General features: G+C 71.4%; 21 protein-coding genes and 1 pseudogene. 12 read left to right on the plus strand and 10 right to left on the minus strand.

The features are described 5' to 3' along the window. The first annotated feature begins 60 nt into the window (after positions 1–60). The 5 genes from KGQ19_RS22920 (at position 61) to KGQ19_RS22940 (ending at position 4,455) form a co-directional block, all read left to right on the plus strand. The gene (locus KGQ19_RS22920) at positions 61–1,005 is read left to right on the plus strand and encodes a M48 family metalloprotease (protein WP_212011278.1); all 945 of its coding nucleotides are present in this window, start codon (positions 61–63) and stop codon (positions 1,003–1,005) included. Between the two features lie 264 nt (positions 1,006–1,269). Then, a complete protein-coding gene (locus KGQ19_RS22925) occupies positions 1,270–1,653 on the plus strand; it encodes a group I truncated hemoglobin (RefSeq protein WP_212011280.1) in 384 nt (127 codons plus the stop codon). A gap of 2 nt (positions 1,654–1,655) precedes the next feature. Beyond that, on the plus strand, positions 1,656–2,774 hold the full coding sequence (locus KGQ19_RS22930) for a globin domain-containing protein (protein ID WP_212011282.1): 1,119 nt from the start codon (positions 1,656–1,658) through the stop codon (positions 2,772–2,774). Then, positions 2,771–3,553: a hypothetical protein gene (locus tag KGQ19_RS22935; protein ID WP_212011284.1), complete on the plus strand. Its 783-nt coding sequence runs from the start codon at positions 2,771–2,773 to the stop codon at positions 3,551–3,553. The genes KGQ19_RS22930 and KGQ19_RS22935 overlap by 4 nt, the downstream gene beginning before the upstream one ends. Positions 3,554–3,648: 95 nt before the next feature. Beyond that, on the plus strand, positions 3,649–4,455 hold the full coding sequence (locus KGQ19_RS22940) for an NAD(P)-dependent oxidoreductase (RefSeq protein ID WP_212011285.1): 807 nt from the start codon (positions 3,649–3,651) through the stop codon (positions 4,453–4,455). Between the two features lie 107 nt (positions 4,456–4,562). On the opposite strand, the gene KGQ19_RS22945 is transcribed toward KGQ19_RS22940, so the two are convergent. Further along, positions 4,563–5,408 carry a class I SAM-dependent methyltransferase gene (locus tag KGQ19_RS22945; RefSeq protein WP_212011288.1) on the minus strand — a complete coding sequence of 282 codons (846 nt, stop codon included), beginning with the start codon at positions 5,406–5,408 and terminating at the stop codon, positions 4,563–4,565. 17 nt (positions 5,409–5,425) lie between these two features. On the opposite strand from KGQ19_RS22945, the gene KGQ19_RS22950 reads away from it, so the two are divergent. Then, positions 5,426–6,271 (plus strand): TrmH family RNA methyltransferase, encoded by an 846-nt coding sequence (locus KGQ19_RS22950; protein WP_212011290.1) that lies wholly within the window; start codon positions 5,426–5,428, stop codon positions 6,269–6,271. Between the two features lie 13 nt (positions 6,272–6,284). Here KGQ19_RS22950 and KGQ19_RS52895 read toward each other — a convergent pair whose 3' ends face one another. From KGQ19_RS52895 to KGQ19_RS22965, 3 genes are all read right to left on the minus strand, one after another. Then, complete coding sequence (locus KGQ19_RS52895) at positions 6,285–6,665, minus strand: ADP-ribosylation/crystallin J1 (protein ID WP_368862146.1); 381 nt, start codon at positions 6,663–6,665, stop codon at positions 6,285–6,287. A 526-nt stretch (positions 6,666–7,191) separates the two neighbouring features. Next, positions 7,192–8,031 (minus strand): amidohydrolase family protein, encoded by an 840-nt coding sequence (locus KGQ19_RS22960; protein WP_212011293.1) that lies wholly within the window; start codon positions 8,029–8,031, stop codon positions 7,192–7,194. 18 nt (positions 8,032–8,049) lie between these two features. Beyond that, positions 8,050–8,424: an L-rhamnose mutarotase gene (locus KGQ19_RS22965; RefSeq protein WP_212011296.1), complete on the minus strand. Its 375-nt coding sequence runs from the start codon at positions 8,422–8,424 to the stop codon at positions 8,050–8,052. Between the two features lie 102 nt (positions 8,425–8,526). On the opposite strand from KGQ19_RS22965, the gene KGQ19_RS52005 reads away from it, so the two are divergent. The 3 genes from KGQ19_RS52005 (at position 8,527) to KGQ19_RS52900 (ending at position 11,848) form a co-directional block, all read left to right on the plus strand. Next, on the plus strand, positions 8,527–9,597 hold the full coding sequence (locus tag KGQ19_RS52005; protein ID WP_212011298.1) for an FUSC family protein: 1,071 nt from the start codon (positions 8,527–8,529) through the stop codon (positions 9,595–9,597). A 95-nt stretch (positions 9,598–9,692) separates the two neighbouring features. Beyond that, the gene (locus KGQ19_RS22975) at positions 9,693–10,853 is read left to right on the plus strand and encodes an LLM class flavin-dependent oxidoreductase (protein ID WP_212011324.1); all 1,161 of its coding nucleotides are present in this window, start codon (positions 9,693–9,695) and stop codon (positions 10,851–10,853) included. 380 nt (positions 10,854–11,233) lie between these two features. Beyond that, on the plus strand, positions 11,234–11,848 hold the full coding sequence (locus KGQ19_RS52900; protein WP_268907930.1) for an FMN reductase: 615 nt from the start codon (positions 11,234–11,236) through the stop codon (positions 11,846–11,848). An 8-nt stretch (positions 11,849–11,856) separates the two neighbouring features. Here the strand turns inward: KGQ19_RS52900 and KGQ19_RS22985 are convergent, their stop codons facing one another. Next, positions 11,857–12,876, minus strand: a complete 1,020-nt coding sequence (locus tag KGQ19_RS22985) for a beta-ketoacyl-ACP synthase III (RefSeq protein ID WP_212011302.1) — start codon at positions 12,874–12,876, stop codon at positions 11,857–11,859. A gap of 115 nt (positions 12,877–12,991) precedes the next feature. On the opposite strand from KGQ19_RS22985, the gene KGQ19_RS22990 reads away from it, so the two are divergent. Next, positions 12,992–14,905, plus strand: a complete 1,914-nt coding sequence (locus tag KGQ19_RS22990; RefSeq protein WP_212011304.1) for a ThiF family adenylyltransferase — start codon at positions 12,992–12,994, stop codon at positions 14,903–14,905. Positions 14,906–15,055: 150 nt separating this feature from the next. On the opposite strand, the gene KGQ19_RS22995 is transcribed toward KGQ19_RS22990, so the two are convergent. After that, positions 15,056–15,907 carry an SAM-dependent methyltransferase gene (locus KGQ19_RS22995; protein WP_212011312.1) on the minus strand — a complete coding sequence of 284 codons (852 nt, stop codon included), beginning with the start codon at positions 15,905–15,907 and terminating at the stop codon, positions 15,056–15,058. Between the two features lie 69 nt (positions 15,908–15,976). Continuing rightward, entirely contained in the window at positions 15,977–17,659 is a 1,683-nt protein-coding gene (locus tag KGQ19_RS23000) for an NsdA family TPR-like regulatory protein (protein ID WP_212011314.1), read from the minus strand. A gap of 229 nt (positions 17,660–17,888) precedes the next feature. Here KGQ19_RS23000 and KGQ19_RS23005 point away from each other — a divergent pair, with 229 nt between their 5' ends. Then, positions 17,889–18,122 (plus strand): hypothetical protein, encoded by a 234-nt coding sequence (locus tag KGQ19_RS23005; protein WP_212011316.1) that lies wholly within the window; start codon positions 17,889–17,891, stop codon positions 18,120–18,122. Between the two features lie 292 nt (positions 18,123–18,414). Here the strand turns inward: KGQ19_RS23005 and KGQ19_RS23010 are convergent, their stop codons facing one another. After that, complete coding sequence (locus KGQ19_RS23010; RefSeq protein WP_212011318.1) at positions 18,415–18,861, minus strand: MarR family winged helix-turn-helix transcriptional regulator; 447 nt, start codon at positions 18,859–18,861, stop codon at positions 18,415–18,417. A gap of 57 nt (positions 18,862–18,918) precedes the next feature. Here KGQ19_RS23010 and KGQ19_RS23015 point away from each other — a divergent pair, with 57 nt between their 5' ends. Continuing rightward, positions 18,919–19,326: a VOC family protein gene (locus KGQ19_RS23015; RefSeq protein WP_212011320.1), complete on the plus strand. Its 408-nt coding sequence runs from the start codon at positions 18,919–18,921 to the stop codon at positions 19,324–19,326. Between the two features lie 40 nt (positions 19,327–19,366). Here the strand turns inward: KGQ19_RS23015 and KGQ19_RS23020 are convergent, their stop codons facing one another. Further along, positions 19,367–21,454: a PIG-L family deacetylase gene (locus KGQ19_RS23020; protein ID WP_212011322.1), complete on the minus strand. Its 2,088-nt coding sequence runs from the start codon at positions 21,452–21,454 to the stop codon at positions 19,367–19,369. 191 nt (positions 21,455–21,645) lie between these two features. Further along, a pseudogene (glnII, locus tag KGQ19_RS23025) lies at positions 21,646–22,249 on the minus strand (glutamine synthetase); the annotation flags it as partial.

The raw sequence follows: 22,249 nt of genomic DNA on the forward strand, positions 1-22,249 counted from the left end.
GCGACACTGGTCACGCGTTTCCAGTTAAAAGCGTAATAACGTGGCAGTCGAGGTGACTCCGTGTCCTCATCGCTCTCAGATCGTCGTACGGCCGCCCGGTTCCGGGCCGACCGCAACCTCAGCACGCGGATGTTGTCGGTGATGGTCCTGCTGGCCGCCGTGTACGGGGCAGCGATCTTCCTGATGATCCGCTTCATGGGCCGCGCCTGGCCGCTCGGCCTGGCCCTGGTCGTCGCCTTCGCCGTGTTCCAGATCCTGACCTCCGGCAAGGTCGCGATGCGCACCATGGGCGCCCGCGTGGTCACCCCCGCGGAGGAGCCGGAGCTGCACGCCGTGATCGACCGGCTGTGCGCGCTGTCCGGCATGAAGAAGCCGGCCGTCGCCGTGGCCGAGTCCCCGATCCCGAACGCCTGCGCGGTCGGCCGCTCCAAGGGCGACGCCACCCTGTGCGTCACCCGCGGGCTGCTGGACACGCTGGAGCCGCCGGAGCTCGAGGGCGTCATCGCCCACGAGCTGTCGCACGTCCAGCACGGCGACGCCGCGGTGATGACGGTCGCCGCCTTCGTCGGCGTCCTGGCCGGCCTGGTCGCCCGGGTCGGGCTGCGCTTCATCTACATCGGCGGCCGGGCCCGCGGGCTGTGGCACATCATCGTCGCGGCCATCGGCCTGATCGCGCTGGCCGCCGCCACCTGGTTCGTCTCGCTGGTCCTGACCCGCTCGCTGTCCCGCTACCGCGAGTTCGCCGCCGACCGCTCCGCGGCGCAGCTCACCGGCAACCCCTCGGCCCTGGCCTCCGCACTGTCGAAGGTCGAGGCCAAGGTGCACGCCGGGAGCGGCATCCCGCTGAACGACCTGCGCAAGGCCGGTGCGCTGAACGCCTTCTACTTCGCCCCGGTGACCTCCGCCAAGACCACCGCGCACCACCTGCTCTCGACGCACCCGACGACCCAGGCGCGGCTGGACCGCCTGGTCAAGATGTCCGAGCAGATGTCAAAGAACGGCTAAAACTTCGCCGAACCGTTCGGTGACGGCCGGGTCACGCCTCGCGGCGGGCCCGGCCGTCGTCGTCGGCGGGGCGTGGGTGAGGCGTGTTCAGGCCGTCGCAAGGCACTCATCCGGTCACAGACCGCTGATCTGACGGGCCTTCAAAAACGCACACTGATCAAATACTGATGTTCGAGTCTTTCGATAAATGCCTGCTATGCTCCCTGGGTTTTCCGAGCCGCATCACCCCCCGAACGCAGCAAGAGCATCGGAAGGACCCGCAAGATGAGCGAGAGCCAGAGCCAGTCCCAGTGGGAGCGTGCCGGCGGGGAGGCGGCCGTCAAGGCCGTACTCGACCGCTTCTACGAGGGGGTCCTCGGCGAGCCGCAGCTCGCCGGATTCTTCGAGAACGTCGCGGTGGACGACATCAAGCCGCACCTGGCGGAGGTGCTGGAGGTCGTGCTCGGCGGCCCGGGCGCCCGCACCGACATAGACCTGGCCGGCTACCTCACCGAGGCGCACTCCGGACTCGGCGTCTCCGAGTCCGACTACGCGCTGACCGGCCAGGTGCTGATGGACACCCTCGAGGAGTTCGACGTCCCGGCCGACATCCAGGAGACGATCGCCGGCGCGCTGGCGACCGTGCAGCCCTTCGTGGTGGCCGCGTAGCCGTGGTGGATCCGCACCTCCTGCGCGCCTCCTGGGCGAAGGTGGCCCAGTACGGGGAGCAGGTGCCGCTCTACTTCTACGGCCACCTGTTCCTCAGCCATCCCGAGGTGCGGTCGATGTTCCCGCCTTCGATGGCGGCACAGCGCGACCGGCTGGTCGCCGCCCTCGGAGCCGTCGTGGCCAACGTCGACAACCTCGACGCGGCCGTGCCCTTCCTGCAGGGCCTGGGCCGGGACCACCGCAAGTTCGCGGTGGAGCCCGGCCACTACCCGGCGGTCGGGGCCAGCCTGCTGGCCACCCTGGAGCAGTTCCTGGGGCCGGACTGGACCCCGCAGGCCGCCGAGTCCTGGACCGAGGCCTACGGCATCGTGGCCCAGGTGATGACCGACGCCGCCGCCGCGGCCGCCGAGAGCACCCCGGCCTGGTGGGACGCCGAGATCGTGGCGCACGAGGTGCTGGGCGGCCGGCGCGACATCGCGCGGGTCACCATCGCCACCCGCCAGCCCTACCCCTACGCCGCCGGGCAGTCGATGACGCTGGAGACCGCGGTGGCCCCGGCCCGCTGGCGGTTCTACACCCCGGCGAACCCGCCGCGCTCCGACGGCCTGATCGAGCTGCACGTCAAGCTGGTCGGCACCGTGTCCTGGCAGCTGGTCAACATGATGGGCGTCGGCGACCGGCTGCGCCTCGGGCCGCCGGTGGGCCACCAGCTCACCCTGGCCTCGGCCAAGCCGGACAGCGATCTGCTGCTGATCGCCGGCAGCACCGGCGTCGCGCCGCTGCGCGCGATCATCGAGGAGCTGGGCCGCAACCCCGATCACGGACGGCGGGTCACGCTCTACTACGGCGCCCGGATCGCCGGCGACCTGTACGACCTGCCGCGCCTTCAGCAGCTGGCGGCGCACTACCCCTGGCTGAGCGTGGTCCCGGTGGTCTCCGACGACCACGCCTGGGAGGGCCAGCGCGGTCTGGTCGGCGACGCCGCGGCGGCCCGCGGCGCCTGGCCCGGGCACGAGGTGTTCATCGTCGGCTCGCCCGGCATGTGCGAGCACGCCGCGACCCGGTTGAAGGAAACGGGAGTGGCCCCGGGGGCCATCCACCTGGAGGAGAGTCAGCCGTGAGCTTCAGCCAGTACGACGGCGTGTCCGACGGCGGCGCGGCGGCCCGGCGCCCGGAACGGCTCAGCGCCGCGCAGGCCGACGCCTGGGAGTTCCCGCGCGCCGGCCTCACCCACCGCGGCTACGACGAGGAGGGCGTGCTGCGCTTCAAGCGGCGCGTGCTCGCCGAGCTGCAGGCCGCCGGCCAGATCGAGTACGAGTTGCGGCAGCGCAACGACGAGCTGGCCAACCAGCTGCGGGTCTCCTACGCCGGCAGCGACCCGGCCAACGGCGGCGCGGCGGCGGCCCCGGCGGCCCCGCCCCCGGAACAGCGGGTCACCGCCGCCGCGGTCAACGCGATCGCGATGGCGCAGCGCCAGGCCGAGGAGCAGATCCGGGCAGCCGAGGAGTACGTCCGCAACGTCACGGAGTACGCCCGCAACCAGTACACGGTCACGGTGAACGAGGGACACCGGCAGGGCCTGCTGGCGGCGGAGTCGGCGTTCCAGCGGCGCAGCGAACTGCTCTCGCAGAGTCTGAAGTCGCTGGAGCAGCAGCTGGAGTTCCTCAAGGCGTTCGGCGTCGCCTTCGGCGTGCAGGTGGAGGGCGCGCTGGAGAAGGCCCGCGAGGAAGTGCACACGATGATCCAGAACATCCACCAGGCCTTCGACGTGCTGAACCGGAACCCGCCGCAGGCCCCGACCACCCCGCCGTCCGCGATGCCGAACCGGCCCGGGATGGGCGGCGGCCAGGGCGGCGTCGCCGGCCTGCACGCGGGCTCGGCGCTGCCGGGTACCGCCTGACACCGGTCTGCCGGGTACCGCCTGACACTGGTCGGCACGAGCCTGGGCACCGCGCGACCAGGCAGGCTCGCCGACCCGTGCCTAGGCTGGGAGCCATGACGACAAAGGTTGCTTTCCTCGGCCTGGGCGCGATGGGCGCCCCGATGGCCGTCCGCCTGGTCCGCGCCGGCTACGACGTCGTGGTGTGGAACCGCACCGCGGCCCGCGCCGAACCGCTGACCACGCTCGGCGCGACCGCGGCGGCCACCCCGGCCGAGGCGGTCGCCGGCGCCGAGGTCGTGGTGACGATGCTGTCCGACCCGGCCGCCGTGACCGCGGTGGCCGAGGCCGTCGCCCCCGCGCTGCGGCCGGACGCGGTCCTGGTCGAGATGTCCACGATCGGCCCGGACGGCACCCGGCACGTCAGGGAACTGATCCCGGCCTCGGTCGGGATGGTCGACGCCCCGGTGATGGGCAGCGTGGACCGCGCCGCCAGTGGCGCCCTGGCGGTGCTGGCCGGCGGCACGCCGCGAGACCTGGCGCGGGTGGCCGACCTGCTCGCGGTGTTCGGCACCGTCACCGAATGCGGCGGCCCCGGCGCCGGCTCGGCCCGCAAGCTGGTGCTGATCAGCGGCATCGTCGCCGGCGTGACCGTGGTCGGCGAGACGCTGGCGCTGGCCGAACGGCTGGGGCTGGACGACCCGCGCGCGGTCCTGGAGGCCAGCCCGCTCAGCGGCCTGGCGGCCCGGCTGTTCGCCGACGGCGTCGACTTCTCCGCCGAGATGGCCGGGAAGGACCTGCGGCTGGCCGGCGAAGTCCTCGACCTGCCGGTGATGGCCGCCGCGCGGCAGGTGCTGGAGTCCGCCCCGGATCAGGATGCTGATCTCGGCGCGGCGGTGCGGGCGGTGAACCAGAAGCGCTGAGCAAGCGTTGTGGCAGAGGGGTATGGTGCGCGGGCTGGTGCGCCGGCACGGAACCGGGCCGCCCCGAAACAAGCGGCCCGGTTCCGTGCGTTCAGGGTGCGCCGCGGCTACGTGCCCTCGGTGACGGTGCCGACCGCCACGAACGCCTTGTACGGCAGGCGCATCGTGCCGTCCTCGTCGCTCATCTCGGCGGCGACGCGCTGGTAGTTCTCGTGGAACACGGCGCGGATCTCAGGGGTCTGCGCCTGGTAGGTGCGGCCGGAGCCGGCGATGCCGGAGCCGATCGAGATCCACCACTCATCCGCGGTGGTCAGGTGGTCCCATTCGATGACCGTGGTGGTGACGTCGGCCAGGCCGGTCTCGCGGAACAGGCCGGCCAGTCCTTCCTCGGTCCGCGGGTAGTCGTCCGCGGCCTCCAGGTCCGGCATCTGCCGCGGGACCCAGCCCTGGGTCGCCGCCGCCGCGCGCGGGAAGATCGAGCGCCCGGCACTCCGCTCGGCCGGCCACAGCGTGAAGGCCACCCGGCCGCCGGGCTTGGTCACCGAACGCAGGGCGCGCATCGCCACCCGCGGGCGGCCGAAGTGGTCGAGCACGAAGTTGCCCACCACGGCGTCGAACGTCCCGGCCTCGAACGGCAGCTCCGGCACGGTCGCCAAGTGAAACTCGGCCTGGGGCACCTTCGACCGCGCCAGGTCGAGCATCGAGGGCTCGGCGTCTATCGCGCTGACCCTCGCCCCGCGCGCGACCGCGGCCCGGGCCACATTGCCGGTCCCGGTGCCGACGTCCAACAACGCGACGTCCGCGGCCACCGCGGCCGCGTCGAGCAGCGCGGGAATCGTGTGCGCGCACAAGGAGGCGTAGACGGCTTCGTACCCGGTACCGGAATCGGCCCAGAGCACCCGCTCGGCCTCGTCGAATGTCAGGGATGTCGATGGATCTTCGGGCTTGGCCACGCCGGTAGCCTAGCGGGATGCGCGCACACCAACGGGTGGCTTCCCGCAACGCCCGCTTCCAGCAGTGGCAGACCCTGCTCACCAACCGCCAGAAGCGCCAGCGCGCGGGCCGCTTCCTGGTCCAGGGCGTCCGGCCGATCACCCTGGCCGCCGAACAGGGCTGGCGGATAGAGGAACTGCTGGTCGACGCCGACCGCCGGCTGTCCCACTGGGCGCAGGACACGATCCGCGACACCGACGCCGAGGTGATCCACCTCCCCTCGGACCTGCTGGCCGAACTCGGCGAGAAGGACCAGGACGCGGCCCCCGAACTGCTGGCCGTGCTGGCGATGCCGCCGGACGACCTGACCCGCGTCCCGGTCGCCCCCGACTTCCTCGGCGTCGTCTTCGACCGCCCCACCCAGCCCGGCAATCTCGGTACCCTGATCCGCTCCGCCGACGCCTTCGGGGCCGGCGGCGTCATCGTCACCGGCCACGCCGCCGACGTCTACGATCCGCGTACCGTCCGGGCCAGCACCGGCTCGCTGTTCGGCCTGCCGACGGTGCGCGCGCAGTCGCATCGCGACGTGCTGGACTGGCTGGCGCGAGCCGAGACCGGGAACGGTGCCGAGGCCGGCGCCGGAACCGGCGTCACCGTCGTCGGCACCGACGAGGACGGCGACACCGACATCGAGGACTACGACTTCTGCGCACCGACCCTGATCGTGGTCGGCAACGAGACCGTCGGCATGAGCACCGGCTGGCGCGAGGCCTGCGACCGCGTCCTGAGCATCCCCATGCGCGGCACGGCGAGTTCGCTCAACGCCGCCAACGCCGCCACGGTGGTTCTGTACGAAGCCGCGCGGCAGCGTCGGCGGACATAGGGCGAGGCGACGCCTACCCCGAGAACTCCGCGACGACCTCGATCTCGCCGACGATCGCGGCGTTCAACGCGTCCAGCTCGGCGGCCGGCACCCACAGCTCCAGGTGCTCCGGGCCGCCGGCGGTCCGGGTCCAGTACCGGCGCGCGGTCGGTGTCGCGACGTGGAAGCGGGTCACGTAGCCGGATCCGGAGTCCGGGATGTTCCAGTCCCGCGCGATGACGGTCGCGTACTGCTCGGTCAGGACCGGATAGAAGATCGGCTGGTCCTCCAGGCGCGGGGGCCAGGCCTTGGAGCCGCTGGCGCGCACAAGCTCCAGTTCGGCCGGGCCGGTGGGACGCCACAAAGTCGTGGTGCCGTCAGGGTTTTCCTGCCGTCCCCGCCGGCCTTCGGCCAGGAGCGCCGCGACGTAGCGGTCCTCGGCGTCGGCCAGGAAGTCGGCTTCGTCGACGAAGGCCACCACGGCGTCGGAGTCACCGAGCAGCCGGAGCGCGATGTAGGTCCGATGGCGGACTGCCGGGTCTGGCAGCACGCTCTCGATCATGGCCACGGCCTCGGCGATCATCGGCGGCGTCAGCCGATAGGAGCCGCTGCCGCTCCAGTGGTCGACCACCGTGGCCAGCACGACGCACGCCATGTTCTCGCCGGTTCTGGTCACCCGGACCACGTCGGCCTCCGGGGTCAGCAGTCCCCAAGCGGCCGGCCGCTTCCAGTCGCGGCGGGCCGCCTTCGCCGCCTCGGCCGCCGCCTTCACAGCCACCGCGGTCGCTGCTGCCTCGGCCGCCGGGTCCGCTACTGGGTTGGCCGCCGCGGTCGCCGCCGCGTCGGCGGCGGCCCCCACGTCGTTCGCCTGATCCGCCACCTCGTACGCCGCCCCGTCCGCCTAGGTCCCCTCGCCCTTGCCCTCGCCCTCGCGCCACAGCTTATTCGAGCCCGTACACCTTGATCGCGGTTCCGCCGAACACCGCTTCCCGCTCCGACTCCGACAGCCCCGCGGTGAGCTCCTTCGCGGTATCCACAACCTGTGCATAATCCGCGGCCAACGTGCTCACCGGCCAGTCGCTGCCGAACATCACGCGCCCGGGACCGAACGCCTCCAACACCACCTCGGCGTACGGCCGAAGATCCGCGAGCTTCCAGTGCTCCGGGTCGGCCTCGGTGACCATACCGGACAGCTTGCAGCTGACGTTCGGCGACTCTGCCAGGGTCCTGATATCCGAGGCCCAGGGCTCCAGTTCCCCGGCCGCGATCGGCGGCTTGCCCAGGTGGTCCAGCACGAAGCTCAGCTCCGGCACCGCGCGCGCCGCCGCGACGCACGCCGGCAGCTGGTCGGCCCGCACGATGAGGTCGAACGCCAGCCCGGTCGGCGCCAGCTGTCGCAGGCCCCTGAGCGTCTCCGTCCCGGTCAGCCAGGCCCCGTCCGGCAACTCCTGCACCTGGTGCCGGATCCCCACCAGCCACCGCCCGCCGGCCCCGGACAACAGCTCGGCCAGCCGCTCGCCGAAGTTCGGCTCGGTCACGTCGGTCCAGCCCACCACCCCGGCCACGAGATCCGACGTCTCGGCGAGCGCCAGCATCTCCGGCGTCTCGTCCACCGCGTGGATGGTCTGCACCAGCACGGTCGCGGTGACCCCGGCGGCAGCGGCCGGCGGCGCCAGGTCGGACAGGTGGAAACTGCGGCGCAGCGCGGGCAGGTCCGCGGTCCACGCTTGATCGCGGACCGCGAGGTCCCACAGGTGATGGTGCGCGTCGACGATCCGCATTCCTCAGGCCTCCGGCGGTTACGGCAGTTCAGACGGTTCCGGCAGTCCAGGCTGGTCCGACAGTTCAGACTGTCCGGGCAGTTCAGACTGTCCGGACAGTTCGAAGAGCACCGGCAGCGGCTCGTCACCGCCGACCAACGTGAAGTCGCGGAATACCCCCACTCGCGCCTGCCACGCGTGGTCGGCCTCTTTGTCTGCCATGAACGCCCGCAGCGCTGCCCAGTCTTCGCATTCGACCAGGTGGAACAGGTCCACCCCGTTGCGCCAGATCGTCCACTCGGTACAGCCGCCGGCCCGCAACAGCTCGGGGATCTCGGGCGGGATGTCGTCGTGCGCTTCTTCGTACCCTGTGACGCCCTCGGGCTTCAGCCGGGTGTGGATGGCGACCCGCACCTGGACCCCCCATCATCGATGAATCATCGGACCTTTCCCGGATCGGGCGCCGAGTCTAGTACTCGCTTGCGGGCCTTGGCACGAGCACGTCCAATGTCTGGGGTGAAAGATCCACTCCCGGTGAAGGACCACGCGGCCCGGCTGGTGCGCTTCCAGCGCATCGAGATCGACGTCACGCGGCTGGTCCTGTCCGGGATCGCGCTGGCGCTGCCGGTCGCGATCGGGGCGGCGACCGGCCATCTGGCCGACGGCCTGACCGCGGTCATGGGCGCGCTGCTGATCAGCGCGGCCGGGCACGAGGGCGGCTGGCGTGCCCGGTTCGTGGACGTCGGGGCCTCGGCGGCGATCGGCGCGCTGGTGGTCTGGCTCGGGGCGCTGGTCGGCCGGCACGGGACCCTGGCCAGCGGCTGGATCGTGCTGGTGGCCTTCGGCGCCGCGCTGGTCGGCGGGATCGGGACGCTGGAGGCCCGGATCGCGGCGAACTCGGTCGTGTTCACCATCATCGGCGCGCATCTGGGCATCGGCCCCGAGTCGCCCGGCCACATCCTGCTCTACGTCGTGCTGGGCATGGCGGTCGCGGCGGCGCTCACCCTCGGCACCCACGCCCTGAGCCGTGCCCTGTCCCCCTTGTGGCGCAACGAGCTGGAGGGGCCGCCGGGACCGAAGTGGCCTTTCCGGCGCAGCGTGCAGAAGTGGCGCGCCGGGCTGCGGACCTGGCACGGCTGGCAGTACGCGGTCCGGCTGGTCACCTCGATGGCGGTGGCCGAGGTGGTCTCGCACTTCCGGCCCGGCGCGCACACCTACTGGATCGCGCTGACCGTGTCGCTGGTCGTGCTGCGGGACGAGGCCGCCTCGCCGATCCGCGCCGTGGAGCGCGGGCTGGGCACGACGATCGGCGTGCTGGTCGGCGGCGGGTTGATCGGGGTGCTGCCGACCTGGGGCATCGTGGTGCTGATCGGGGCCATCGGCGCGGTGCGGCCGTATCTGAAGCTGGCCAACTACACCGCCTACGCCGCCGTGATGACCCCGCTGATCACCATGCTGAACGAGCTCGGCCACGACATCTCGTGGGCGGTGCTGCGGGAACGGGTGCTGGACACCTTGATCGGCTGCGCCATCGGGCTGTGCGTCGGCTACGTGCCGTGGCGGATGTGGTCAAGCAGACAGCACTGAAAGATAGGTGTACCTAACCTCAGGGAATACGATCTTCTCATACTCGGTTGAAGGGTTTGTTGAAACTTCAACCAAAGGAGGACCCAGTGAGCCAGATGCAGTTCGGCGTCTTCACCGTGGGAGACGTGACGCCCGACCCCACGACGGGCCGCGCGCCGACCGAACACGAGCGCATCAAGGCCATGGCGGCCATCGCCGAGCACGCCGAACAGGCCGGTCTGGACGTCTTCGCCACCGGCGAGCACCACAACCCGCCGTTCGTCCCGTCCTCGCCGACCACCCTGCTGGGCTGGATCGCCGGCCGCACCTCCAAGCTGCTGCTGTCCACCGCGACCACGCTGATCACCACCAACGACCCGGTGAAGATCGCCGAGGACTACGCGATGCTCCAGCACCTGGCCGACGGCCGGGTGGACCTGACCCTGGGCCGCGGCAACACCGGCCCGGTCTACCCGTGGTTCGGCAAGGACATCCGGGACGGCATCGACCTGGCGCTGGAGAACTACGCGCTGCTGCGCCGGCTGTGGGACGAGGACGTCGTCGACTGGTCCGGCCGCTTCCGCACCCCGCTGCAGGGCTTCACCGCCGCGCCCCGGCCGCTGGACGGCGTCGCGCCGTTCGTCTGGCACGGCTCGATCCGGTCCCCGGAGATCGCCGAGCAGGCCGCGTACTACGGCGACGGCTTCTTCCATAACAACATTTTCTGGCCCAAGGAGCACACCCAGCGCATGGTGTCGCTGTACCGGCGGCGCTTCGCGCACTACGGGCACGGCACCGAGCAGCAGGCGATCGTCGGCCTGGGCGGCCAGGTGTTCATGCGGAAGAACTCGCAGGACGCGGTCCGAGAATTCCGGCCATACTTCGACAACGCCCCGGTGTACGGCCACGGGCCGTCGCTGGAGGAATTCACGGCCGAGACCCCGCTCACGGTCGGCACCCCGGAGCAGGTGATCGAGCGCACGCTGTCCTTCCGCGACTACGTCGGCGACTACCAGCGCCAGCTGTTCCTGCTGGACCACGCCGGTCTGCCGCTGAAGACGGTGCTGGAGCAGATCGACCTGCTCGGCGAGCAGGTGGTGCCGGTGCTGCGTAAGGAGTTCGCGATCGGCCGCCCGGCCGGCGTCCCGGACGCCCCGACGCACGCCTCGCTGGTCGCCGCGGCCGGCAAGGTCGGCGAGACCGACACGGGGGCGGACGCGGCGCGGGATGATGAGCGGCTGGCGCGGTTCGACACGAAGGAGGCCATCGCACCGTGAGTGCTTACGAGGCGGCGAGCGCGGAGTTCGGCGACGAGGGCTTCACGCCGTCCGGCGGCAGCGCTTGGTTCGGCGGGAAGCCGACCCCGGTCGACGCCGAGGACGGCTTCGGCTTCAGCGCCGGCCTGAACGTGGCGGCCGTCGGCAGCACCGCCGGCTTCGCCGACCCCGGCTACGCAGACCCGGGCTTCGCGGACTCAGGCTTCTCCGACTCAAGCTACGCAGACCCAGGCTTCGCCGACTCAAGCTACGGCGACTCAGGCTTCTCCGATTCTGGCTACGCAGACCCAGGCTTCGCCGACGCGGGCTTCGCCGAGCCCGCCTACGCGGCCCCCGCCCCGCCACAGCACCCCGAGGCCGGCGGCGCCGCCCCGCTCCGCCTGGTCGCCGTCACCGCCGGCCTGGGCCAGCCCTCGACCGCGCGCATCCTGGCCGACCGGCTGGCCGACGCGGCCCGCGCCCGGCTCGGCGCGCAGGGCCGCCAGGTCCTGGTCGAGGTCCTGGAACTGCGCGACCTGGCGCTGGACATCGCCGGGGCGATGGTGGCAGGCTTCCCGGGCGCCAAGCTGCGGGCCGCGCTGGACGCGGTCGAGGGGGCCGACGGCCTGATCGCCGTCAGCCCCATCTACACCGCGAGCTACAGCGGTCTGTTCAAGTCGTTCTTCGACGTCCTGGACAAGGACGGCCTCACCGGCAAGCCGACCCTGATAGCCGCGACCGGCGGCACCGCCCGGCACTCGCTGGCGCTGGACCACGCGCTGCGCCCGATGTTCGCCTACCTGCGCGCGTTCATCGTCCCGACCGCGGTCTTCGCCGCCTCCGAGGACTGGGCCTCGGCCGGGGAGAGCAGCCTGAACGAGCGCATCGAGCGGGCCGGTTCCGAGCTCGGCGACCTGATAGCCGCCACGCCGGCCGCCGCGGGTCGGCGCCGTGAGGAGTTCGAGGACGTCGTGCCCTTCGAGCAGCGGATGGCCGCGCTCAGGTCAGGGATCTGATACCCGGCTCACACCCGGGCCTTCCCCCGCAGATCCGGCCAGGTCAGCACCGCCGACCCCCAGGCCAGCCCGGCCCCGATCGAGGTGAGCAGCACCCGCTCCCCCGGGACCATCCGCCCGGTGTCGTGCGCGTCGGCCAGCGCCAGCGGGATCGACGCCGCGACCGTGTTCCCCACGTCCTCGATGTTGGCCACCACGCGTTCCGCGCCGATCCCCAGCCGCTCGGCGACCCCCCGGATGATCCGGATGTTGGCCTGGTGCGGGACGAACCGCCCCACCGACTCCACTTCCCACCCGGCCTTGTCCAGCGCCCGCCGCGAGGACCCCGTCATCTCGTGCACCGCCCGCTTGAACACCGCGGGCCCGTCCATCAGCAAGTAGGGCCGCTGATTCGCCACCGGCATCCCCAGCCGGGCCCGCGCCCCGCCCCCCGGTACCTCCACGGCCGCCACCTGCGACCCGTCGCTGCCCAGGTCGAACGCCCGCACCGCCCCCGGCTCGTCCGGCGTCCCGGCCCGCAGCACCAGCGCCCCGGCGCCGTCGCCGAAGATCGAGGCGGTGAGCCGGTCCCCGGGATCGACCAGGGTGGTGAACACGTCCGCGCCGATCACCAGGACCCGGTCCGCCATGTGCCCCTTGATCAGCGCGTTCCCGGTGGCCAGGGCGTGCACGAAGCCCGCGCACACCGCGTTGACGTCGAACGCCGTGATCCCGGTGTACCCCAGTCGCGAGGCCACCTCCGGCGCCGACGCCGGGCATAATCGGTCCGGGGTCGTGGTGGCCAGCAACACCACGTCCAGCTTCCCGAACCCGCTCCCCGACCCGGCCATCTCCAGGGCCCGGGAACCGGCCTCCACGGCCAGGTCGACCGTCGACATCCCGTCCGCGACATGGCGTCGGGCGATGCCCAGCCGGTCCCGGATCCAGGCGTCGGAAGTCTCCAGCCGGGTGCTCAGTTCGTTGTTGTCGACGGAGCGTGGCGGAACGCACCCGCCCACTCCCTGGACGATGGCGGCGCGTGTGTTCACACGCTCGATGATGACCGGGGCAGACCGGACTCACATAGGACTTTCGCGCAGAATTCACCCGTTAGGTGCAGTTCGGGCTTGTCTCCGCCAGGCTCGCCATCCCATGGTCTTGATCATGGAATCGCCATGGATCTTCACCGCCTTCCGCGCCCCGGCCGATCCGGAGGCCGCTCCCGAGGCGCTCCGGGAGATGCGGAGCCTGCGCGCCCGGATCCTGTTCGACCAGGGCCGCCGCCCGGCCTTCCGCAGCCACGCCGGCGACCACCCGGACGACCAGCCGGACCGGCAGCCCCAGGACCACGGCGCCTGGCACTTCACGGCCCGGCGGGCCCGGGACGGGGTCCACGGCGCGCCGCTGGGGTATGTCCGGCTCCTGACACCCGCGACCGCATCCCTGTACCAGTCCAGGGAATTCCTCGGCTCCGCGCACTACGAGGAAGTGCTGCACCTTGAGAACCTGAAGCCGGAGACGGTCTTCGAACACAGCCGGCTGGTCGTCGAGCACCGGGCCCGCAAACTGGGCCTGGGGATGCATCTCAACGCGCTGGCGGTGGCCGCGGCGCACGAACTCGGCGCGGCGGCGATGATCGGCACCTCCGGCACCTCCGACGGCCAGGACCGGTTCCACGGCCGCTTCGGATTCCACCCGGTCCCCGGCACCCGGCGCTACGTCGAGAAGTACACCGAGGACGTCGTCATCCTGTTGCACCGCGCCGATGAGGGCGCCGGCGAACACACCGCCCTGGTCGACGCCTACCGGCTGCTGTTCCGCTACGACCTGCTGGCCGAGGCCGACCTCGACGCCGATCCCGAGTGCGGCCTGAGCTGCGAACCCGCACCGAATTCCGGTGCTGATTCAGAGCCCGTATTCGCCGTCCCGCACCGCGCACCGGCCGCCGGCGCCACCGCGCCCCGACGCCTCACCGCGATCGGCCCGTCCGATCCGCACCGCTGGAAGCCGGTCCTGTTCCAGCCGACCCGGCACGACGACCGCGTGGCGTTGGCCGCGCTGCTGAACACCGGCGCGGTCCGCGAAGTCGCCGACACCATCGAGGCGCAGTTGGCGGAGCTGATCCGGGCCCGCGAGCCCGACCGCGAATTCGACGAGGAGACACTGGCCGCGGCCGGCCGGGACCAGGCCGAAGGCGTGCAGCTCTGGGACTACGGCACGTGGGCCTGGTACCCGTGGTCCGGCCGCCTGGTGCACGTCCTGCCCCGCGAGGAGTTCCGCCTGGTCCGCACCGACCGCAACCGGGGCAAGATCGACCGGCCGGATCAGCGGCGGCTGCTGGACAAGCGGGTCGGCATCATCGGTCTGTCGGTGGGCAACAGCGCCGCGCTGACCCTGGCCCAGGAAGGCGTCGCGGGGGCCTTCAAACTCGCCGACTTCGACACCCTGAGCGTCTCCAACCTCAACCGGCTGCGCGCCGGGCTGCACCAGATCGGCGTGAACAAGGCGGTGCTGGCCGCCCGGCAGATGTTCGAGATCGACCCGTATCTGGACATTGAGATCTTCCCCGGCGGGCTGACCGAGGACACCGTCAAGGAGTTCTTCCTCGGCGGCCACGGCCCGATCGACCTGTTGGTCGAGGAGTGCGACACGCCGTGGGTGAAGCTCGCCGCCCGGGAGGCCGCGCGGGATCTGGGCGTGCCGGTGGTGATGGACGCCAACGACCGCGGCCTGTTGGACGTCGAACGCTTCGACCGCGAACCGCACCGGCCGCTGCTGCACGGCCTGCTCGGCCCGATGACCGCCGAGGACTGCCTGGACCTCACCTTCGCCGAGCGCCTGGACCTGATCCTGGCCATGGTCGGACCGGACCAGGTGTCCCCGGCGCTGGCCGCGAGCATCCCGAAGATCGGCCGCACGCTGAGCAGCTGGCCGCAGCTCGCCTCCGGGGTGGCGCTCGGCGGCGCGCTGGTGACCGAGGCCGCCCGGCGGATCCTGCTCGGCGGCCCCTGTGCCTCCGGCCGGTTCTACGTCGATCTGGAGGAGCTGATCGCGCCGGACCGGAGCCGGGTGGCGTGAGGGTGCGGGCGGCTTGAGGAACAGGCCTGGTCCGGGTCCGGGTCCGGATTAGGCCTGGCCCGGATCCGGATCAGGTCCCGTCCAGATCAGAGCCCGTCCAGATCAGGGCCGGTCCAGATCAGGGCCGGTCCAGATCAGAGCTGCTCCAGATCAGGCCGCGATGAGCTTGCCCAGCACCCCGTAGAACCAGATGTTCTCCGCGCCCTCGGCGTCCTCCGGCTTCTCCGGACGCCAGGCCGGCAGGTTCACGATCCCCGGCTCCAGGATCTTGAAGCCCTCGAAGAAGGCGGCGATCTCCTGGCGGGTGCGCGGCGACGGGTTCTTCATCACCGACTGGTACTGGCTCTGCACATTGCGGACCAGATCGCCGGTGGCGCCGTCGATGGTGGCGTGGGTCAGCGCCAGATAGCTGCCCGGCACCAGCATCCGCCGGTAGGTCTGCAGCACGCCGGCCGGGTTGTCGCCGTCGCCGACGAAGTGCCAGGCGGCCAGCGCGGTCAGCCCGACCGGCTGGTCGAAGTCGATCAGCGACTTGACGGTCGGGTCGCCCAGCACCCGCTCGGCGTCGACCATGTCGCCCAGCACCGCGCCGGAGTTCGGGTCGCCCTTGAGGATGTAGTTGCTGTGGCTCACCGCCGCCGGATCGCTGTCGATGTAGACGATCTTCGCGGCGGGGTCCACGGTGTGCGCGAGTTCGTGCACGTAGTTCTGGGTCGGGATCCCGCTGCCCAGGTCCAGGAACTGCCGGACCCCGTCGGCCAGCATCACCTTCATCGCCCGGGCCAGGAAGTAGCGGTTCTGCTGGAGGATCACGCGGCCGTTCGGCTCGATGGCCAGCAGCCGCCGTCCGAAGTCCCGGTCCGGGGCGAAGTTGTGCTTGCCGCCGAGCAGGAAGTCGTACAGCCGCGCGACGCTGAACACGTCGGTGTCGATGTTCGACGGGAGGTCGTCGAAGATGGCGTCCACGTCGTTCCCGGCGTGCGCTCCGGTCGGGTCGGTCATCGTGGGGTGCTCCTTGGGGAAGTGGGGTGCACTTTTCCTGCGCGCGTACTACCGCTTTCGAGCGCGGCTTTATAAGACCTCTTCGACACTAGCCGAGGCCCGCCCCGGCGTGTCGGCCGAACCGCGTTGTCGGCGGTACTTGGCCATGCGGACGTCCAGTGCCTGCACGATCGATTCACTCTCGTGAGGCGCCAGCTGCTCGCGGGCGCGCGTCATCTCGGTGGTGAGCCGGACCGAGCCGGCCAGGGTGGCCATCCGGGCCGCCTCGGCCAGCGCCCGGCAGGCCGCCGGGACGTCGCCGAACTGCACTTGGGCCTGGGCCCGGCGGGCCAGCGCCATCGCGTTGTTGTGCAGGTAGGCCGGGTTGAACCGCTGTTGCGCCAAGGCGCCTGCGTCGGCGGCCTCGACCGGGTGCCCGAGCAGCAGGTGGCACTCGCTCTCCCGGGCCCAGTAGAACGCCGGACCGTAGAAGCCCCAGCGCTCGGCGGCCGGCTCGGCCCAGTCGATGCGCTGCATCTGCTTGCGCTCCCGCTCCAGCGCCGCCAGGCTCCGCGCGCCCTGGCCGGCCGAGGCGTAGACCCGGGCCGTCATGTCGGCGGCGTAGGCCTTGGCGCGGCGGCTGGGACTGCGCTTGGCCGCCTCCTCGGCGGCCTGGGCGTGGTCGATCGCGGTCTGGTGGTCGCCGGCGGACATGCTCAGATGCGCCTGCGCGGCCAGGATGTTCGCCGCCAGCTCGTAGTCGTCGGCCTGGTAGGCGGCCTTGCGCGCGTCGTCGTAGTAGAACCGGGCCGCCTCGTCCTGGCCCATGTTGAACATCATCCAGCCCAGCAGGTGGGCCAGGTCGCCGTAGACGACCCAGGCCTGGCCGGTCAGCCCCGACGGGGCGTCCTTCACCACGGATTCCATCATGGCGCGCACCGCGAGCCCTGTCTGCACTGTCGCGGACGGTCCCAGCGCGGCGTTCTGCTGGCGCAGGCCCCCGACGATCAGCCCGGTGTTCTCGATCATCGGCCCGTCCACCCGGCCGGCCGGGCTGGGCGGCGCGACCTCGTCGGCGCCGGCGCCGGCCAGCGGCGCGGCCGCGGCGACCGCGAACAGGCTGCTCAGATTCAGCAGCGCCGAGCGCCGGGACAGGCTGTTCCCGCCGTCCGGCGACTCCATCAGGGAGCTGATCTCGGCGACCGCGGACATCGAGGAGAGCAGCTCGCCGGGGTTCGCCCCGAGCTCGTCGGCCGGCCGGGGCGGCGGCGGGCCGAAGTACGGATCGAACCGCGCCCCGGGGCCGGGAGCCGGATGGGGGGCCGCAGCCGCAAGTGCGTGCGGCTGCGGCGCTTGACGGGACGGCGGCACCCCGCCGACGGCCTGGCCGGGCTCGCGGATCTGGCTGAACACCGGCCGCTTCTTGGCGCCGTAGTCGTCCAGGTCCGACAACAGATCGGCGACGCTGCACTCGTACAGCTGCGCCATCCGGTCCAGCACCTCCAGCGACGGCGCGTAGCCGGTGGAGCTGGGCCAGGCCTCCCAGTAGGAGAAGTTCTTGAACGTCTTCGGATCATCCGGCCAGCGCCGGGTCCAGCGCTCCGCCGCCTCGGGCTGGGTCCACCCGCGGGCCTGCCGCATCGCGACCCGCGCGTTGACGTGGAACCGCCGCTGGAACTCCCGGCCGATCTCGGCCCAGGAGTGCTCGGTGGCGCGCAGCTGGTCGGACAGTTGGGCCTGAATCTGTTTCAGGCTCCTGGGTTTCCTGCTCATCGTTCGGCAATCCCTGCCTCGGCGGGCGGCCCGGCAAACAGTCCGGACCCGTCACGCGACGGTGCTCCCGTACTGTCGAATGTGGCGCGCCACCGCGCGGGGAGCGGGACCCAGACCTTTTCCTCCCAGCGTCACCGGGAGAAAATGTCGCATCACACATCATCCCATCACGCGGCGCGATGATGAGGACCAGTTACCGAAACCAAGGCGGACTTCAGGAGGACTCGCCGTGCTAACGACTCAGGACTCAGAGAACTGGGCCGTCGAGTTCACCCGGACCGACGGGGAGATGCAGTCCGTACAGGACGGTTTCACCAGCCAGGGGGACGCGGAGTACTACGGCCAGTGCACCTGGGCCTCACCGGGCGGCAGGGGCATCGAGCAGGTACGGGTGCGGCAGCTGCCGCGCGGCCCATGGGTGCCGGTGGCGCCGGCGTCGGTCTGCGGGGGGATCCGCCTATAGCGCCGGCCTACCGGGGGGATGCCGGCACGCGTCCGCAGTCCGCGTGCTGGATGCGGGGATCCCAGCCCGTCCGGGTACGACTCTTGGTGAGTCGGCTCGGGCGGGCTTTTGTGTGGGCACTGTGTTCGACCACGGAGTTAGGTCACAGAGTTAGGTCACAGAGTTCGACCACGGAGTTCGACCACGGGAGCAAGGGCACGAAACCGCCGCGCTCTCCAAGCCCAGGGAGCGCGACGGCCGTGGAAACCCTATCGGACAGTTGGCCCATTTCCCCCACCCAGTCGCGGCCGGCTCAGTTCTCCAGATGTGTGAACACCTTCCGGAGCAGCGCGTTCAGGTGCTCCCGCTCATCGTCTGTGAGCGGGTCCAGGATCTCGTCCTGCACAGCCTCGGCGTCCGCGTCCAACTCGGCGAGGAGCGCGCGGCCGGCGTCGGTGAGCGTGACGGTGATGCGGCGCCGGTCAGCGGTGTCGCGGGCGCGCTCGATGTAGCCGGCTCCGGCCAGCTCATCCACGATCTTCGCCATGTCACTGGGATCGATGCCCAGTCGGGCCGCGAGGTCCCGCTGCACGTGCGGCCCGAAATCAGCCAGCGCCGCCAGCACCGCGTGGTGCCACAGCCGCAGCCCCCGCTCGGCGAACCGCCCGGCCAGCCGCCCCCGCGCGCTCTTGCCGGTCCGCGACAACAGGTAGGTGGTCAGGCCGGTCAGCGAAGGCGGCACCGCACGCAGATCATCCATGGTATGACTATAGGCGCCGACCTATCATGGGTGAACACCCACTAATTTGGAGACGCCATGGACGCCCTGCACCCCCGCCTGCTGGTGACCCGCTTCGCAGATATGTTCGACTTCTATCAAGCCGTCCTCCCCGAAATGCTCGGCGCGAAGCTGCGCAAGGGCACGTCGGCCGGGCCATACGCGAACTGGGACGTCGACGACCAGGCCGTCCTGGTGCTCTACGACCGGGCGACCCTGGCCGCCGTCGTCGGGACCGGGGCGCTGCCCGCGAGCGCGGCGCCGGCCCAGGACCACACGATGTTCGTCTGCCGGGTCGACGACGTGGACGCCGGGGCCGAGCTCTGCGTACGGCACGGGGGGACGCTGGTCGTGGCGCCCACCGACCGTCCAGATTGGGGTCCGACGTTGCGGACCGCGCACCTGCGGGATCCCGAGGGGAACCTGATCGAGTTGCAGTCGTACTAGACCTCGCTGGATCTAGATCTAGACCTTCCCTTCAGGTCCTTCAGGCCAGCGCCCAGGGCCTCCACTGCAACGTCCGCGGGAGGTCACGGGCATCTATCCGGGCCGTGTACAGCGAGCCGTCCGGTCCGATGGCCGCCGCCACGACCAGGCCGTGCGCGTCAACGGTCAGCGAGGGGCGCAGGATCGGCCCGGGTCCGCTGAGCCAGCGCCGCACCCCGTCGGCCACCCCGACCCGCGGCTGCCAGACCACCTCGACCAGCCCGCGCTCGCCGCGCTGGGCCAGGAAGGCGCCGCCGACGTGCGGCTGGACCGCGACGACACCGAACCCGCCCTGGCCGCCGAGGGCGGCGTCCGCCGCGGTGTCCCCCGGGCGCCAGGCACCGCCGGACGGCCGGGACATCAGGGTCAGGATCCCGGTGTCGGCCGCGCGGGTGGCCAGCAGCGCCCCGCCGCCGCGGAGCGGGTGGACGGTCGGCGGATCACCCATTGGAGGTAGCGCCGAATGGGTGACCTCCGGGTCGCCGGCCCCGCCGGCCGCGATGTGCCAGGTCCAGAGTTGGTGGCTGACCGCGTGCAGTTCCACGTCACCGTTCCGGGTGACCGCCGCGGTCAGGCCGTCCCGCACCCGGTGGCCGCCGATGTCCCGCCAGTCGGTCCAGCGCGCGCCGGGCGTCGTCAGGTCGCGGTGCCGCCAGGACACTGACATGTCGGCGTTGCGGGCGAAGACGTGGAGCGTGCCGCGGCCGTCGACCACGGCGGCCGGGCAGCCGACGGCGGTGGCGTCCTTTGTCACCGGTCCGATCGGGGTGCCCAGGCTGGTCCACGGGGTGAAGCCGCCGTCGGACCGCTCCTCGGCGACGACCACTTCCTCCCGCCAGGTCCCCTGGTCGGGATCGGTCGTGGCCCGCAGGCCGACGAGCTGCACGCGGCGGTCACCGGCGACTGCTACCTCAAGATGAGGGGTCAGCGATGCGGCGGTGTTCTGGTGGCTGAGCCGCGCCTTCTCGATCCCCACGCCGCGCCCGAAAGCGCCGCTGCCGGCCGCGGTCTCGGTCCAGACCACCGCCCGGCCGTCGATCGCGGCGAAGGCGCGCAGCCGGCCGTCCGGGCCCAGACGCAGCCAGTCGGTGGTGCCGACGTGGCGCAGGTTCGTGCTCTGCGACCAGCCGGGCCGGGCCGCGTTCCCGCCGACCGTGCGGTCGCCGCAGCCCACCGGGTCACCGCAGTTACGCTGGTCGGCCCAGCCGTAGACACCCAGCAGGCGCAGCTTCTCGCGCTCGCTGGCCCCGCCGAGGTTGTGGCGCCAGCGCGCGTTGCCGTAGCCGACGTAGGCGTCCAGGCGCACGACCGAGGGGCCGCGGCGGGCCCGGTGGTCGGCGTACGCGGCATAGGTGAACCACGCGGTCGCGGTGTGGTCCTCGTTGTCGGTGTGGACGCCGGAGTCGGTGAGCCACGCCCGCTCCTTCGGCCCGCTGCGGCGCTCCGGATCGGGGTCCATCGTGCGCACCACGGTGGGCAGGAACCGGTCCATGAGGTCGGTGAGGGTGCCGACGAGCTGGTCCCGCGTGTAGACCCCGCCGGTTATGGCACTCTCACTCGGCTTCAGGACCGGCCGGGTCGTCTCGGTGCCGTGGAACAGCGCGGCCAACGGCGTGTGGTTCTCATCGCCAGGCGTGGACCCGGTATAGCCGCCCATCGCGATGTCCAGGAAGACCAGCCGCACCCGCGAGTCGGACCCCAGCTCGCACAACTCGGCCTCGCCACCCCGGGTGACCAGCACGCTGCGCCGCCACGGCGCGTCATCCTGCTCCCCGGCCATCCGCGCGTACGCCGACCGCAACCCGTGCTGCCGCGCCGCCGCGAAGGCCGCACCACCCCCGGCCTCAGCCGAGGTCAGGACCACGGTCGTCACCTCGGCCCCGGTCCGCACCGAGTCGGCGATATCCGGGTTCAGAAAGTACAGGTCATCGTCCGGATGCGCGACGACCTGCAGAAACGCGACCCGGCCGGCCAGCTGCGCCGGACGCTCGACCAGGTCGGCCTGGGCAGTGGTGACGGCGCCGTCGGCACCGAACGCGCCGACCGCCAGTACTCCCATCCCGAGCAGCCCGAGCTCGCGACGAGACAAGTTAGGCACCTTGACTCCTGTGTGGCTGAATACCCCGCAAACCATATTCGGGACGCGGGAAGGGGCGCCGAGGTTGTCTTCGAAGTCATTTGTCACGCACCGAACACGCGCAAACACCCGTGGGGGCTCCCGATCCGACCGGACCGGAAGCCCCCACGGGGAGGTTTGACAAGCTTTTGCCCTATTTCACCTCACACCTGCCCGGCCTTCTCCAACGCGCTGCAACAGGTGTCGACGATGAGCCGGGTCACGACGTACGGATCGACGTTCGCATTCGGCCGCCGATCCTCGATGTACCCCTTCTTGTCCACCTCGACCTGCCACGGAATCCGCACCGACGCACCCCGGTCGGACACGCCGTAGCTGTACTGGTGCCAGGGCGCGGTCTCGTGCGCCCCGGTCAGCCGCTCCTCGATACCGGCGCCATAAGCACGCACGTGCTCCGCGGGCTTGTCCCCGTCCCCCAACGCCTCACACGCAGTGATGATCGGATCGTACGACTCCCGCATCGCCCGCGTAGAGAAGTTCGTGTGCGCCCCAGCCCCGTTCCAATCCCCCTTCTGCGGCTTCGCATCAAAGGAGACGGCCACCCCGAACTCCTCCGCGACCCGCAGCAACAGATACCGAGCCACCCACAAATGGTCAGCCACCTCCACCGGCCCGGCCGGCCCCACCTGGAACTCCCACTGCCCCGGCATGACCTCGGCATTGATCCCCGAGATCGTCAACCCAGCCGCCAAGCAGTAGTCCAGATGCCGCTCCACCACCTCACGCCCAAAGACAGCACCCCCACCC

Source organism: Catenulispora pinistramenti (assembly GCF_018274385.1).
GTDB lineage: Bacteria > Actinomycetota > Actinomycetes > Streptomycetales > Catenulisporaceae > Catenulispora > Catenulispora pinistramenti.